General features: G+C 63.4%; 16 protein-coding genes. 9 read left to right on the plus strand and 7 right to left on the minus strand.

The genetic code is table 11. From position 1 onward, the window contains the following. Positions 1-74: 74 nt before the first annotated feature. Positions 75-368 carry a winged helix-turn-helix domain-containing protein gene (locus tag O9Z63_RS12695; protein ID WP_044016437.1) on the minus strand — a complete coding sequence of 98 codons (294 nt, stop codon included), beginning with the start codon at positions 366-368 and terminating at the stop codon, positions 75-77. A 165-nt stretch (positions 369-533) separates the two neighbouring features. Continuing rightward, positions 534-1172, minus strand: a complete 639-nt coding sequence (locus O9Z63_RS12700) for a hypothetical protein (RefSeq protein ID WP_270125602.1) — start codon at positions 1170-1172, stop codon at positions 534-536. Between the two features lie 75 nt (positions 1173-1247). On the opposite strand from O9Z63_RS12700, the gene O9Z63_RS12705 reads away from it, so the two are divergent. The 5 genes from O9Z63_RS12705 (at position 1248) to O9Z63_RS12725 (ending at position 4857) form a co-directional block, all read left to right on the plus strand. After that, positions 1248-1760 (plus strand): hypothetical protein, encoded by a 513-nt coding sequence (locus tag O9Z63_RS12705; protein ID WP_270125604.1) that lies wholly within the window; start codon positions 1248-1250, stop codon positions 1758-1760. Positions 1761-1912: 152 nt separating this feature from the next. Next, a complete protein-coding gene (locus O9Z63_RS12710; protein WP_270125605.1) occupies positions 1913-2413 on the plus strand; it encodes a hypothetical protein in 501 nt (166 codons plus the stop codon). After that, positions 2388-3176, plus strand: coding sequence for a class I SAM-dependent methyltransferase (locus tag O9Z63_RS12715; RefSeq protein WP_270125606.1), 789 nt, complete (start codon positions 2388-2390; stop codon positions 3174-3176). Before O9Z63_RS12710 ends, O9Z63_RS12715 begins: the two co-directional genes overlap by 26 nt. 119 nt (positions 3177-3295) lie before the next feature. Further along, complete coding sequence (locus O9Z63_RS12720) at positions 3296-4168, plus strand: UbiA family prenyltransferase (RefSeq protein ID WP_270125607.1); 873 nt, start codon at positions 3296-3298, stop codon at positions 4166-4168. A gap of 65 nt (positions 4169-4233) precedes the next feature. Further along, positions 4234-4857, plus strand: coding sequence for a hypothetical protein (locus tag O9Z63_RS12725; RefSeq protein ID WP_270125608.1), 624 nt, complete (start codon positions 4234-4236; stop codon positions 4855-4857). Between the two features lie 140 nt (positions 4858-4997). On the opposite strand, the gene O9Z63_RS12730 is transcribed toward O9Z63_RS12725, so the two are convergent. Together O9Z63_RS12730 and rho are read right to left on the minus strand one after the other, a co-directional pair. Further along, positions 4998-5657, minus strand: coding sequence for a DsbA family protein (locus tag O9Z63_RS12730; RefSeq protein WP_270125611.1), 660 nt, complete (start codon positions 5655-5657; stop codon positions 4998-5000). 155 nt (positions 5658-5812) lie between these two features. Next, on the minus strand, positions 5813-8059 hold the full coding sequence (gene rho / locus O9Z63_RS12735) for a transcription termination factor Rho (RefSeq protein WP_270125613.1): 2247 nt from the start codon (positions 8057-8059) through the stop codon (positions 5813-5815). Between the two features lie 495 nt (positions 8060-8554). On the opposite strand from rho, the gene serS reads away from it, so the two are divergent. Then, positions 8555-9829: a serine--tRNA ligase gene (gene serS, locus O9Z63_RS12740; RefSeq protein WP_270125614.1), complete on the plus strand. Its 1275-nt coding sequence runs from the start codon at positions 8555-8557 to the stop codon at positions 9827-9829. A gap of 112 nt (positions 9830-9941) precedes the next feature. On the opposite strand, the gene O9Z63_RS12745 is transcribed toward serS, so the two are convergent. From O9Z63_RS12745 to O9Z63_RS12755, 3 genes are all read right to left on the minus strand, one after another. Next, on the minus strand, positions 9942-10379 hold the full coding sequence (locus tag O9Z63_RS12745; protein WP_270125615.1) for an OsmC family protein: 438 nt from the start codon (positions 10377-10379) through the stop codon (positions 9942-9944). Positions 10380-10432: 53 nt separating this feature from the next. Beyond that, positions 10433-11497, minus strand: coding sequence for a glycosyltransferase family 9 protein (locus O9Z63_RS12750; protein WP_270125617.1), 1065 nt, complete (start codon positions 11495-11497; stop codon positions 10433-10435). A 99-nt stretch (positions 11498-11596) separates the two neighbouring features. After that, the gene (locus O9Z63_RS12755) at positions 11597-13351 is read right to left on the minus strand and encodes a helix-hairpin-helix domain-containing protein (RefSeq protein WP_270125619.1); all 1755 of its coding nucleotides are present in this window, start codon (positions 13349-13351) and stop codon (positions 11597-11599) included. 151 nt (positions 13352-13502) lie between these two features. Here O9Z63_RS12755 and O9Z63_RS12760 point away from each other — a divergent pair, with 151 nt between their 5' ends. The 3 genes from O9Z63_RS12760 (at position 13503) to O9Z63_RS12770 (ending at position 14886) form a co-directional block, all read left to right on the plus strand. After that, positions 13503-13898: a hypothetical protein gene (locus O9Z63_RS12760; protein WP_270125621.1), complete on the plus strand. Its 396-nt coding sequence runs from the start codon at positions 13503-13505 to the stop codon at positions 13896-13898. 72 nt (positions 13899-13970) lie between these two features. Continuing rightward, positions 13971-14363: a hypothetical protein gene (locus O9Z63_RS12765; RefSeq protein ID WP_156109286.1), complete on the plus strand. Its 393-nt coding sequence runs from the start codon at positions 13971-13973 to the stop codon at positions 14361-14363. A 115-nt stretch (positions 14364-14478) separates the two neighbouring features. After that, positions 14479-14886, plus strand: a complete 408-nt coding sequence (locus tag O9Z63_RS12770; protein WP_270125622.1) for an EVE domain-containing protein — start codon at positions 14479-14481, stop codon at positions 14884-14886. The last annotated feature ends 62 nt before the right edge of the window (positions 14887-14948 follow it).

Genomic DNA, 14948 nt, shown 5'->3' on the forward strand with positions numbered 1-14948 from the left:
CGCGCAGTCACGGCAGCATATTGATTATTTAAAAGAACTTTGTATTTCAAAGTTTAGAGACAAAAAAAGAGCCGTTACCCCCGCAACAGTTTTTCCAGCGCCGCCAGATGCTCCTGAAAGGCCGTTTTGCCATCGGCAGAGGCGGTGTAGGTGGTGTTGGGCTTCTTGCCCACAAACTGCTTGCTGACCTGCACGTAGCCCGCCTTCTCCAGCGCCGCCACGTGGCTGGCGAGGTTGCCGTCGGTCAGTTCCAGGGTTTCCTTGAGGTCGTTGAAGCTCACCGCGTCGTTGGCCATCAGCACGGCCATCACGCCCAGCCGCACGCGGTGGTCAAAGGCTTTATTGAGCGTGTGGATGACGTGTTTCAAGTTTAGGGATTAGTGAGTAGGGCCTAGTTCTTAGGATGTGGGGACTAGGGAGTAAGAGGTCAGGGAAAAGAGCAACAGGACTTCCGTTTAGGGGTTCGGGTACTCAGCGCGTGTATTGTTGAACGACCTAAGCCCCAGGCCCTATTTCCTAATCCCTAACCAGATTTACCTTTCGTAGCGGTTGTACATGAGCAGGCCGTAGCCGATGTGACCCAGGCCGAAACCCAGCGCAAAGAACAGCAATCCGGCTCCGGGCAGCAACACGGCCAGCAGCCCCAGCGCTATCTGCGTGAGGCCCAGCCACCGAATTTCTTCCAGCGTGTACTTGCTGGCGTTCAGCAAGGCCAGCCCGTAGAACAGCAGCAGCCCCGGCACCACCAGGCTCACGGCGCCGCGCACAAACAGCGCCAGGCAAAACAGCCCGCCCGCCACCAGCGGAATAGCCAGACTGAGGGCCAGCCGCCGCCCCAGCGAGTTCCACAGCGGCAATCCTGCCTGCCGGGCGCGGCGCAAGGTAAAGAACGTGGCCACCAGCAGCGCCGCCCCAATCATGGCGGCGGCCAGGCCTACCAGATACGGCAGCACCAGCAGCCGCTCGGCTTCGGTGCTTTCCAGCAGGCGTAGGTAGCCGGTGGCGCCATACTCACGGCGCAGAAACCAATGCCCGGCACCGGCGCCGGCCAGCGCTACCACGCCGGCCCCCACCCCGCTCAGGCCACTAAGCGAGATAAAGCGCGACGAGCGCTCCATGATGGCGCGAATCTCGGTGAGTTGGGCTAACGGATCTACGGCAGGCTTCATCATAGCTAAAAGCACTTTGTGTTGCAAAGCACAGCAAACAATTGCTTCTTTGCAAGCAGCAACCCTAACTTATTTTTTATGCAGGTAGATTCTCGGGCGCTGGCGCGCCGCCATATGTGGCTTTCCTGGTGGTGGGGTGTGGGGCTGGTATGGGCCGGGGTGGTGGGGTGGCTGCTGTTTTGGGTCGAAAAAAAGATATCCGCTTCTGAGGGCCTGATTTCCATTCTGCGCTACGTTGGCGGGAATCTGGCCTGGGGCGTGCTGGGCACCCTGCTGTTTCTGGGAATACCGGCATTGCTGGGGGCGCTGATACGGCGGCCGTTTATGCGGCGTATCTTCAGCACTACCACTTCCCCGACACGCTTGTTGCTACGCACCGCGTTGGTATTCGAAGGATTCGTGCTGTTATGCTGGCTGCTATGGGAACTGCTCATCTTCTGCACCGAGCCACTTGCCTTTAAAACCCTGCCACCTCAGCATCTGCAAAGCACTGCCCCGGCATTTTTCGGCCTAAGTCTGCCGTGGCTGCTGTCGTCGGGGGCGGCGGCTTGGTGGATGACGCGGCCGGCAGCGGCCAGCCGGCCCAAATAGAGAATGAGCCGAAAATCAGAGTTCAAATTGGGCTTGCAGATTCCCAAACAAGTCCATTTTCAGGGAATCTGGGCATGTTTTTGGGTGCGTAGGTATGCAGCAACCAGGACAACGAGATTCTGGCTATTGCCTACCTTTTTACCCTTTCTGTTATGCGTTCTTTTACTTCCCTGATTTCCTCTACGGTTTTACGCGCACTGATTTTGTGGATTATGAGCAACCTGGGCGGCACGCTGCTGCTGGGTGCTATTCTGGCTTTCGGCCGCTTCGAAGATGCTTCCATTGCCCTGATGACAGGAATACTGGCCCTCATTGTTACGGCACCGCTGGTTCCCCTGGCGGTGCCGTTTCTGGCTTTATTGAGCCGGCTGCAGCCCAACTGGTCGCGCCGCTCGATGGCCGCGCTGGGCGTGACGCTGTTCTTTGTGCTGGCCCACCAGTTGCTGGTGCTGCTGCTGCCGTTCCTGTCGTCGGTGAGCTTGCTGGAAATGACGGCCCCGTATCTGGTGGCCGCGTGGGCTGCCGTTTTCTGGCTGTACAGCCCCGAGGGCCAGCAGCGCACCAGCCGCCAGCTGTGGGTACGCTGGGCGCGGGCCCAGGCTAACGCGGTTCTGCGTATGTTCCGGCGTGAAATTACGCCTTCAGTTATTTGAGTTCGAAGACCTGCCCTGGTTTCCGCGGGTAGTGCGGGCCGGCATGATGGACTACCTGCGCTTCATGATATCCACGCTGGGCACCTACCAGCCCATCGTGCCGCTGCTGCGCGAGGCCCTGCAAGCCACCCACCAGACCCAGCTGCTGGAGCTGTGCGCCGGGGCCGGCGGCGGCACCGAAGGCGTGCTGCGCAGCCTGCAGGCCACCGGCCTGCCCGCCGCCCAGGTCACGCTCACCGACCTGTATCCGCAGCCGGCGGCCTGGCAGCTGCTGGCGGCCCGCACCCCGGGCCTCTCCTACGCCCCCGCCGCCGTCGATGCCACCGCCGTGCCGCCTGGGATGCCGGGGTTTCGCACCGTATTTTCGGCCTTCCACCACTTCCCGCCACCACTGGCCGAGGCACTGCTGGCCGATGCTGTCCGGCAGGGCGCCGGCATTGGCGTTTTTGAAGGTGCCGGCAAGCACTGGCTGGAAATTCTGCTGGCCTGGACGGTGCTGCCCGTGGCGCAGTTGCTGATTACGCCCTTCATCCGGCCGTTCCGGCTGAGCCGGCTGCTGCTCACCTACGTGCTGCCGCTCATCCCGCTGTTCACGCTCTGGGACGGCACCGTGTCCATCCTGCGCATGTACCCGCCCGCCCAGCTGCTGGCCCTGGCCCACCGCGCCGATCCACAGGGCAGGTTCCGGTGGACGGCCGGCAAAGTGCGCCACTGGTGGGGCCCGCAGGTCACGTATCTGATTGGTGTACCGCGGGTCAATTAGTAATTGATAATTAGTAATGAGTAATTGGAGCTTCTTTGGCGCCCAACGATAGCGCAGCAAGTGTAAAAGCTCGTTCAACTGCTTATCGGCTGCTTCCCACTCCAATTCCTAATTACTAATTGCTGATTACTAATTACAAAAAAGCGCTGCCGCTGCTCCGGATTCCGTTTTCGGTGTACCTGATGCCGGTGTTCTGGTTTGGGCTGAGCGCGTTGCGGGAGCCGTTCAGCGCGTGGCGAGCGGCGGGCGTGTTTGTGGTGCTGCACCTGCTGGCCTACCCCGCCTCCAACGGCTACAACTCCTACTACGACCGGGACGAAGGCAGCATCGGCGGCCTGAAGAGCCCACCTAAAGTATCAGAAGAGCTGCTGCATCTGGTGTACGCCTTCGATGCGCTGGCGGTGCTGGGCGGCCTGCTGCTGAGCCCGTGGTTTGGGCTGCTGGTGGTGGTGTATCTGCTGGTTTCGAAGGCCTACAGCTACGAAGGCATCCGGCTGAAAAAGTACCCGCTGCTGAGCACGGCCGTGGTGGTGGTGTTCCAAGGGGCCTATACCTTTCTGATGACGCAGGTGGGCGCCGATGCTGGCTACGCGCAGCTCACCGAGCCTACCAACATGCTGCTAGCGCTGGTGAGCAGCCTGTTTCTGTGTGGCTCCTACCCGCTCACGCAGGTATACCAGCACCAAGAAGACGCCCGCCGCGGCGACCGGACGCTCAGCTTGCGGCTGGGCATCCGGGGCACGTTTGTGTTTGCGGCCGGCGGGCTGCTGGCCGGGGCGGCCGTGCTGGCCTATGCCCTCTGGGTGCGCCAGGAAACGCGCCACCTGCTGGTGTTTCTGGCGGCCACCGGGCCGGTGGTGGTGCTGTTTGGCAACTGGGCCCGGGCCGTGTGGCGCAATCCCGCCGCCGCCGACTTCGAGCATACCATGCGCATGAATCAGGTTTCGTCGCTGTGCATGAGCGCCGCGTTTATTCTGATGCTGCTCTGGTAGCGGTTTTCTAAACGGACAACTCCCGAACCGCGTATGCAACCCTGATTCACCTCAGACTTTCTGCTATGCGAATTGCGCTGTTTTTGCCCGCTCTTGGTTTGCTGGCCGCCTGCTCCACGCCCGACGCCAGCCAGTCGTCCGCAATCACTACCTCCACGGCAGATTCTTCTGCGCGCCTCGAACCCATGGACACGGCCCGGGCCAGCACCGCCGATCCGCAGGCGGACACCCTCAAAACGGTGCGCCGCCGCCACGTCTTTTCCGCCCCAGCCTCCCCCGACGAGTTCAAGCTGACGCTGCGCGGCAAAGACGTGCTGACTGGCCAGATCACCTTCACCATCACCGACGTCAGCGGCCAGGTTATCTTCCGCGAAATGCTCACGCCCGCCGATCTGGAAGCCAGCATGGTGTATGAAATGAAGACGCCCACCGCCAAGCCCGCCGAGCGCGAAGCCTACATCCGCCGCCGCATGGACGAGTTTTTCGCCGATAAAAAATTCCGCCAGCCGGCCCTCACCGCCAAAGACGCCTACCAGGAAGGCGGCGCCGACCGCCCCACCTGGACCGAGCTGCAGAAGCGCCCCGATGCCGTGGGCTTCGTGTACCTGGTAGGCAAGGAAGACCGCCGCCGCATTGCCTATGCGCCCGGCACCAAGCAGGTAGTGCAGCTGCCCGGCCTCGGCAGCTAAGCTGTCATTCCGATTGTCATCAACGCAGTAGCGCGAACTTTGCAGTTCGCGTCCCCGCGCCGTTCGAAACAGTTGAAACGGCGCGGGGACGCGAACTGCAAAGTTCGCGCTACTGCTTGTTTATAGCTCAAAAAAACAGGCTACCCGGCCTGCTCTAGCGCCTGGGTCAGGCCGTCGGCAAACGTCTCGTATGGCTGGTAGCCGCGGGCCAGCACATAGCCCTGGTTGCCAACCCGCAGAATAGTAGTTGGGAAGCCCTGCACCCCGATTTTGGCCACGGCCGCAAACTCCTGTTGGGTGGCCTGCGCCGTTTCCGGCAGGGCCAAGCGGCGCAGGAACTCTGCCCCATCGAGGCCGTAGGCGGTGGCCAGGGGCAGGTAAGTTTTGGGCTCGTTGAGGTCGGCGCCGTCGCGGAAGTAAGCCACCTGCACGTCGTGGGCGAAGCGGGCGGTGTCGGGCTGGTTGAAGTGGCGGAAGGCGCTGATGGCCCAGCTCGGTGGCGCCGAGTCCTGTACGCGGCTACCCTCGGCGCCCACGGCCCGAAACGCCTCGCCAAACTGCACGCCCGTCACGCGCTCCACCTGCGCCAGTGCCCCGCTGATGTAGTCCCAGTCGTCGCGGATGGGGCCTACCTGCTCGCCCGTCACCATGCCGCCGCACAGCACCGACACCTCCACGCGGCTCGCAAACTCCTCCCGCACCCGCTGAATCACGGGGCTCATGCCGTAGCACCAGCCGCACAATGGGTCGAAAAGGTACAGCAGTTCGGGAAGGTCGGGGGTTGATTGGATGGGGGGCATGCGGATGAATTGATTGGGGTAAAGAGAGTTGGAAACACGCAAAACCAGAACGTCATTCCGAGCGGAGCGAGGAATCTCGCCAGTGTAGTACTTCTACCACACTGGCGAGATTCCTCGCTCCGCTCGGAATGACGTTCTACATTTTTAAGCGCCTTCTAGCCGTTCATGGCCAGCAGGAATTCGCTGTTGTCCTTGGTGCCTTTCATGCGGTCCTTCAGGAATTCCATGGCCTCGGCGGGCGTCATGTCGGCCATGAACTTGCGCAGCACCCAGATGCGGCTCAACTCCTCGCGGCTCATGAGCAGGTCTTCGCGGCGGGTGCCGGAAGCCGGCACGTCGATGGCGGGGAAGATGCGCTTGTTGGCCAGTTTGCGGTCCAGCTGCAGCTCCATGTTGCCGGTGCCTTTGAATTCCTCGAAGATTACTTCATCCATCTTCGAGCCGGTTTCAATCAGGGCCGTGGCAATGATGGTGAGCGAGCCGCCGTTTTCCACGTTGCGGGCCGCGCCGAAGAAGCGCTTAGGCTTGTGCAGGGCGTTGGCGTCCACACCACCCGACAGAATCTTGCCGGAAGCGGGCTGCACCGTGTTGTAGGCCCGGGCCAGACGCGTAATCGAGTCGAGCAGAATCACCACGTCGTGGCCGCACTCCACGAGGCGCTTGGCCTTGTCGAGGGCAATGCTGGCGATTTTCACGTGGCGGTCGGCCGTTTCGTCGAAGGTGGAGCTGAGCACCTCGGCTTTCACCGAGCGGGCCATGTCCGTCACTTCTTCCGGGCGCTCGTCAATCAGCAAGATCATCAGGTACACCTCGGGGTGGTTTTCGCTGATGGCGTTGGCAATTTCCTGCAGCAGCACCGTTTTACCGGTTTTAGGCTGGGCCACAATCAAACCGCGCTGGCCTTTGCCGATGGGAGCAAACAGGTCCAGAATACGGGTGCTGTACTGCGTGGACTTAGTGGAGAGCTTGAGGCGTTCCTCGGCAAATAGCGGCGTGAGGCTGCTGAACGGCACCCGGTCGCGGGCGTCTTCCACGGCCCGGCCGTTGATGGTATCCACCCCAACCAGCGCGTAGTACTTCTCGCCTTCGCGCGGAGGCCGGATGGTGCATTTCACCGTGTCGCCGGCTTTCAGGCTGAACAGCTTCACCTGCTGCGGGGCCACATAAATGTCGTCGGGCGACGACAGGTAGTTGTAGAACGGGCTGCGCAGGAAGCCGTAGCCGCCGTCGGGCATCATTTCCAGCGTGCCTTCGCCAGGCACCACAATGTCAAAGTCGTTGCGCTGGCGCTGCTGCTGCTGGGCGCCGGCTGCGCCTTCTTGGCGGCCACCGTCCTGACGGCCCTCCTGGCGGCCTTCCTGGCGCTGCTGGCGCTGCAGCTCGCGGGCGGCGTAGCGCTCCTCACGGCGCTGCTCCCGGTCGGGGCGGCCGGCGCCGTCGGTGCGGGCGGCATCGCCGCGCTCCGAGCGCTGCACGTCACGGTCGAGGCGGTCGGCGCGGCTGGAGTCGCGCAGGGCGCGGCCCGGGTCACGCTGGTCGCGGTCGGGGCGGCCGGCTACGTCGTTGCGAAACTCGCGCGGGGCGTCGGCAATGCGGGCTACGTCGCTGCTGCCGTTGCGCAACTCGCGGCCGTCGCGCACCTGCTCCCGCTCGCGGGGCTGGTCGCGCTGGGGGCGCGCTACGCCATCGGCCCGCTCGGGACGGAAGATGCGCGGCGCCGGGGTCGGTGCTACATCTGAGGTACCCTCGGCAACAGCAGCCGGCGCATCAGCTACTGCTGGCGCGGCAGCTACGGCCGGAACGGCAGCCACTTCACTGAAGGCCACGCCGGGGGCGGCCAGCGCCACTGCGGCTACCGGTGCTACATCCGACTGACCGGCGGCCACTGCCTGACCGTTGCGGCCGGCAGACTCGCGGGAGCGGCGCTCGGGCCGCTGGTACACTTTCACGGGACGCTCGGCGCCTACCTCCGGAGCTGGCGCAGCAGCTACCTCATCGGCAGGCGCGGCGGCAGGCGCGGGAGCTTCCGCAACCGGAGTAACGGCTGGTTCCGGGGCCACAGCGGCGGCAGCGGGGCGGGCAGTTGCCGCGGCGGGTGCTTTGGCGGCGCGGCTGCGTGCGGCGGTCGGCCGGGCAGCGGGGGCGGCCGCGGCCGGCGCGTCAGCCGGGGCTTCGGCTACAGCGGCGGGGGCCGGGGCGGCTTCCGGTGCGGCAGCGCGGGATTTGGCGGCGGGTTTCACTTTTACGGGCAGCTTGTCGGCGGGCAGGATGGCCTGCTGATCGAGAATCTTATAAATCAGATCCTGCTTGCTGAGCTTCTTAAAGTTGCCGACGTTGAGCTCTTCCGCAATTTCCTTCAACTCGGAAAGAAGACGGTCTTTCAACTCTTCAATAGTATACATAGAGGCAATGAGGGGAGAAAATTCTGGCGGGGCCCATCCAACAGCGGAACATTACCTCAGACTCAGGCAATGTCCGGGAGCCGCAGGCGCGGCGTTCAGCACGGGGGGGTGTTCGAAAAGGAACAGAGGGGGATGGTAGTAGGCGGTGGCGCTGGAAATATCCACGGACCGGACGTCAGTAAAAGCAACGACGGGCCCGGCATCAGCAGCCGGCTTGTTAACGCAATGTTAGCGCAAACCCGCCGAACTGCCAAACCCCCGGCTACATTTTGCGGGATTCCTGCGTGCTGCTGCTTTCGGCAGCGCTTTTGGCTGCAGCCTACGCGGTTAGCTCAACGAATAGCGGGGGTGGCGCTGCCTCTGGAACGGGACTTTGCCCGGTTAGGTTCAGGTTGATGCCGCCGCCCGCGCCAGCCTTATAATATAGGCCGGCCGTAGAATCTGCGGAATCATTCGGCTACTTTTGCAGCATCCTCTTCCGCGTTTTCTGCCCTTATGCTACAAGTTTCCGTCCTGAGAGAGCACACCGAGGCCGTACTGGCCGGGCTAACTAAAAAGCACTACAAAACGGCTGAGGCCGACGTGCAAGCAATTCTGACGCTGGACCAGCGCCGCAAGGAGCTCCAGACCACCCGCGACTCGGCCCAGGCCGAGGCCAACGAGCTGGCCCGCCAGATCGGGGGGCTGATGAAAGCCGGCGACAAGGCCGGAGCTGACACCCTGAAGGCCCGCACGGCTGAGCTGAAACAACATACTAAAGCCGCCGACGACGAGCTGACGCAGGTGGAAGACGCCCTCCAGCAGACGCTCTACAAGCTGCCCAACCTGCCCCACAGCAGCGTGCCCGAAGGCCGCGCCGCCCAGGACAACGAGGTGGTGCGCGAAGGTGGCCACAAGCCTGAACTGCCCGCCGATGCCCTCCCCCACTGGGATTTGATCAAGAAGTACGACATCATCGACTTCGAGCTGGGCAACAAGATTTCCGGTGCCGGCTTCCCGGTCTACAAAAAGCAGGGTGCCCGTCTGCAGCGCGCCCTCATCAACTTTTTCCTGGACGAAGCCCGCGACGCCGGCTACGACGAGGTGCAGCCCCCGATTCTGGTGAACGAGGCCAGCGGCTACGGCACCGGCCAGCTCCCCGATAAGGAGGGCCAGATGTACCACGACACCAAGGACAACCTCTACCTGATTCCGACCTCGGAGGTGCCGATTACCAACCTCTACCGCGACGAGATTGTGCCGGTGGAGCAGCTGCCCATCCGCAACACCGGCTACACGCCCTGCTTCCGCCGCGAAGCCGGCAGCTGGGGCGCCGACGTACGTGGCCTCAACCGCCTGCACCAGTTCGACAAGGTGGAAATCGTGCAGATTACGCAGCCCGAGAACAGCTACGCCGCCCTCGACGGCATGGTAGCCCACATCGAAGGGCTGCTGCAGAAGCTGGAGTTGCCCTACCGCATCCTGCGCCTCTGCGGCGGCGACATGGGCTTCACCTCGGCCCTCACCTTCGACCTGGAGGTGTGGAGCGCCGCGCAGGGCCGCTGGCTGGAAGTGTCGTCGGCTTCGAACTTCGAAACCTACCAGGCCAACCGCCTCAAGCTGCGCTACCGCGGCGAGGGCAACAAAACCCAGCTGCTGCACACGCTCAACGGCTCGGCGCTGGCGCTGCCCCGCATCGTGGCCGCCCTGCTCGAAAACAACCAGACGCCCGACGGCATCCAGTTGCCAAAAGTGCTGCACAGCTACTGCGGCTTCGAGAAAATCGGGTAATCAAGCCTTGATTAGATGAAAACGGCCCGGACAACGCAAGTTGTCCGGGCCGTTTTGCGTGGGGCTAGGCCAACAGGTGGCGGTATAGTATTGGGGTTTGCTATACCGTGGCCTAAATCAGCACCGTGACGATGTGCAGGCCGCGCATCAAGGTTTTCTGCACCGGGCACTTTTGCGAGATGGCATGCAGGCGCTGGCGCTGCTCGTCGGAGAGCGGGCCCAGCAGGCGTAGCTCCTTTTCCACCTGCTCCAGCATTTCGCCGGGCTGCTCGCACTTTTCGCAGTCGGCGGCGTGCACGCGCTGGTGGCGCAGACGCACCTCAATGCCTTCGAGCGGCCACTTTTTCTGGGTGGCGTAGAGGCGCAACGTGATGGCCGTGCAGGCGCCCAGCGCCGACAGCAGCAAGTCGTAGGGCGTGGGGCCGCGGTCCTGGCCACCTGCTTCGGCGGGCTCATCCACGAAGTAGGTGTGGCGGCCGGCCTGCACATCGGCCAGTAACGCCTCGGGACCCACGGTTACCAGCACAGATTTATCGGGCGTATCAGACATGGGCAAAATGGGTTAGCGTAGGCAGAAAGTACGCATTTCGCCCGGCTTTCCCGTTAGCGCCCGTCCTGGGTTGGAGGCAGCTCCAGGTTGAACTGGATGTCGCGCATGCAGCGAAAGTGGCCTTGGGGGCATTTTTCGTAGCCGATCTTCGAGCAGGGCCGGCAGCTCAGATTGGGCACTTCCAGCACCCGGAACTCGGTGCGGTAGGGGTACATGCCGAACTCGGGCACGGTGTTGCCCCACACACTGAAAATCTCCTTCCGGAAGGCTGCCGCAATGTGCATCAGGCCGGTGTCGTGGCTGACCACCAGGCTGGCCTGCCGCACCAGCGAGGCCGACTGGTTGAGGCTGAACTTGCCGCAGGCGTTGTAAATAACGGTGGCTTTGGGATGGTTGGCGGGCTGCTTGGGGAAGTAGTACGGGCTGTCGGGGATGAGCGGCGTGGGCGCGGGCGACTCGGCGGCGCCCGCGTCGAAGGCCAGCTCGACCACGTGGCCAGTGGTTTCGTCTTCAGGGCCGCCGAGCAACACCACCGGGCGGCGCAGCAGGCCGCACAGCTCAATGATACGCTCCACGGGCAGCCGCTTGGTGGCGTGCTGCGCCCCGATGGCAAACGCTACGTAGCCGCGCGCGAACACCGGCGGCAGCGCCTGCGCTACGTCCACTTCGTCGGCTTCCGGGATGAAGTAGTCCAGCCCTTTGCCGTCGTTCTTCACGCCGAGCGAGGCGGTGGCGGCCAGGTAACGGTCCACGATGTGCACGCGGGGCATGGTGTGCAGCTTCAGGTTCACGAGCAGCCACTTGCGCCAGTTCAGCTTGTCGAAGCTGGCCGAGCGCACGCCCAGCCGGGCCTTGAGCAGCGTGGTGCGCAGGTTGTGGTGCAGGTCTACCACGAAATCAAACTGCTCGGCTTTCAGCTCGGCCACCAGCTCCGAGAGCGAGCCGGTGAGGCAGTGCACCTTGTCCACGTAGGGGTTGTGGGCTACGATGCCGCGGTAGCCGGGCTTGGTGCAGAAGTGCACCACGGCCCCCGGCACCTGCTGCTTCACGGCCCGGATAACGGGCGTGGTCAGCACAATGTCGCCGATGGAAGAAAAGCGCAGAATCAGGATTTTCATGGGAGAGTAATGAGGTGATGAAGTAACTGGTGATGAGGTAAAGCGCAAAGAGGTTTCAGCCGCTTCATCACTCCCTTATCTCATCCCATCATCACTTTCTCACCCAAACAACGAATCCTTGAACTCCAGCGGGGGCTTGATGCCGGCTTTGCGCTTGGCGAAGTACTCGGCCACTTCCGCCGCTGATTTGGCGTTGAAGGTCATGTCCTTCGTAAGCCCGCCTTTGCGGCCCATGAACACGCCGTAGCGCATATCGGCGTAGCCGTTGGTGTGGTGCGCGTCGGGGTTGATGCTGAGCTGCACGCCCTGGTCCAGCGCGTAGCGCACCCAGCGCCAGTCCAGGTCGAGGCGGTAGGGGTTGGCGTTAATTTCGATGATGACGTTGTGCTTGGCGCAGGCGTCGATGACGGCTTTGTGGTCGAGCGGGTAGCCTTCGCGGCGCAGCAGCAGCCGGCCCGTGGGGTGGCCCAGCATGGTGGTGTAGGGGTTTTCGATGGCCCGCAACACCCGCGTGGTGGCCTTGCGCTCGTCCATCTTGAGGTTGGAGTGCACCGAGGCCACAATGAAATCAAAGGTTTCCAGCACCGTGGGCGGGTAGTCCAGAGAGCCATCCGACAGAATATCCGACTCGATGCCCTTGAAAATGCGGAACGGCGCCAGCTCCTGGTTGAGCTCGTCGATTTCGCGGTGCTGCTGGCGCACGCGCTCCGGCGGCAGGCCGTTGGCGTAGTGCGCCGCCTGCGAATGGTCGCAGATGCCGAGGTACTCGTAGCCCTGGTCGCGCAGGAAGGTGGCCATTTCGCGCAGGCTGTGGCTGCCGTCGGAGTAGGTGCTGTGGTTGTGCAGCGAGCCGCGCAGGTCGGCGTCTTCGAGCAGCGTGGGCAGCTTGTTTTCGCGGGCCAGCGCCAGCTCGCCGAGGCCTTCGCGCAGCTCGGGCTCCACGTACTGCAGGCCGGCGCGCTCGTAGAGGGCAGGTTCGGTGGCGAATTGCTCGCGCTTCAGCCACTGCCGCAGCGTGGCAGGCTGGCCGGGCTGCGGCGCCTCCAGCAGCGCTTCGGACAGGTGGTTTTCGGCGGCCGTGCTCAGCAGCAGCTGGTTGGTGAAGGCGGCCGGCGCCACCAGCAGCACTTCCACCTTCACGCCTGAGGCCGTGGCCGTGCCGCGCCAGGCAAACGGACCGCTGCGGAGCGGATCCGGCGTGAGGCCGTCGAGGGAATTGAGGGTGGCGTGGGCGGCGGCCGGATCAGCGGTGGCCGCCACCAGCCCCACGGTTTCCACGGTTTCGAGGCGGCGGCGCACCTCGCCGGCCACGGCGGCTTCGGTTATGCCGGCGGTGGCCTGCAGGCGGGCCAGCAGCTCGTGGGCCAGCTCTTCGGCCTGCGGATAGAGCAGCTTACCGCGGCTCTGGTCGGTGAAGTCGAGGGCTTCGAGGATGCCCTGCTGGGTTTTCTGCCCGAAGCCCTTGAGCTTGCTCACCTCGTCGTTCTGGGCGGCTTCACGGAGCTGCTCGGCACCTTCAATGCCCAGCTCCTTCCACAGGCTGCGGATTTTCTTGGGCCCGATTCCTTTAATCTTCAGCAGCTCTACCACGCCGGGCGGGGTGGCGGCCAGCAGGCGGGTCAGCTCTTCAAACGAGCCGGTATCGAGCATTTCGGCCACTTTGGCGGCGGCGGTTTTGCTCAGGCCGGTGCGGTCGGGCAGGCCCGTGCGGTCGAGGTCGGCCACGGGCACCGTCAGCTGCTCCAGGGCGTTGGCGGTGCCTTCGTAGGCCCGTATCTTGAACGGATTTTCCTCGTGCAGCTCCATGAGCTGGGCGGTCAGGCGAAAAGCACGAATCAGGGCGCGGTTATCCATAGCAAACAAAGGTAGTTTGTGCGGGGTAGTTTACGGTATGCCGCCCCACGGCCGCCCGATTTCTTTACATTCGCTGTTGCGCCGTGCCGTATAGCGGGGCGGCGGCTTTCTTCACCCGCACTACCTGTCATCCCCAACCTCTCTGCCTTTTATGCGTCTGTTCACTGTTCTGGCCGCGCTGAGCATCCTGCTCCTGGCCGCCACCTGCCAGCCCGGCACCTCGGCCTCTTCCCCGCTTCGCAAACTGGAGCACACTTGGCTGCACGCCCACGAAGAAGACCAGGGCGACGTACGCGTGTACCGGCCCAACACCTACGCCTTTCCGCCGTCACGCGGCCGTACAGGCTTTGCCTTCGAGCAAAATGGCCTGTTCACGCAGTTTGACATTGCCCCCACCGACGGTCTGGAAGGCCGCAAGGGCACCTGGAAAGCCGAAAATGACCAGACCCTGCTCATCTCCCTCGACGACAAGAAAGACCCAGACTACCGGCTGGAAATCGTGTCGCTGGAAAACGACGTGCTGAAGGTGCGGCGGCTGGAGAAATAGCCTTCCGGCACGATTCTGGCCCCCTGCCCCACTGAGTTCCGCATCTCTACCTTTCACTTACTTTCTCCCTCTATGCGCCGTTTATTGTTTGCCCCGCTCGTTTTACTGTTGCTGCTGGTTCTGGGCGGCTGCCAGGACCGCGCCGATGCCGGGGTGCCGGCCGGTATTGCCGGTAAAGACTGGTTTTATGCCCACCTGCCCGAAGAAAAAGGTTTGCTGACCTACAAGCTCGCGGGCACCTTCGAGCCGAAGGGCGGCATGGGCATCGATGGCTTCCGCCTGGAAACCGACGGCTCGTTTGTGCGCCACACCCAAGGCCCCGACGATGCCGCGCTGGACGTGCCCGGCACCTGGAAATCAGAAGGCCCGGGCAAGTACCGCATCAGCCTCCGCAACGGCCAGCCGGCCTTCCTGCTCACGCTGGAGCTGCTGGACGCCGAAACGCTGCGCGCCCGGGAAAACTAGCCGCGCTGTCTACCGGGCCTGGCAAAACAACCGGATAAAAAATGGTGAGGTTACTGTTGCGGCTGCCCAACTTGCGGCCCGAAACAGCAACCTCACCTTTTTCTTTTTCTGCCACTTGAACTACTGGCTCGTAAAATCGGAACCCGAAGCTTACTCCTGGGATACGTTTGTGCGCGACGGCGGCACCGACTGGACCGGCGTGCGCAACTACCAGGCCCGCAACTTCCTGCAGCAGATGCAGCCCGGCGACCTGGTGCTTTACTATCACAGCGTGAGCGACAAGCAGGTGGTAGGCGTGGCCCAGGTAGCCGCTCCGGCCGCCCCCGACGCCACGGCCGAAGCCGGCAGCCCCTGGGTGGCCGTGCATCTGCAGCCGCAGCAGCCGCTGGCCCGCCCGGTGTCATTGGCCCGCATCAAGCAGGACGAGCGCCTCAGCCAGATCGGGCTGCTGCGCCAGTCGCGCCTGTCGGTGATGCCGCTCAAGGCCGCCGAATTTGATACGATTCTGGAGTTGGGGGCCTGATACCGGGGTCCGGCCGCATTTTTGCGGGGCCGGACGTGACTTTGCGGCGTCTGTCGCGTATC

The sequence above is a fragment of the Hymenobacter yonginensis genome, from assembly GCF_027625995.1.
GTDB classification, from domain to species: Bacteria; Bacteroidota; Bacteroidia; order Cytophagales; family Hymenobacteraceae; genus Hymenobacter; species Hymenobacter yonginensis.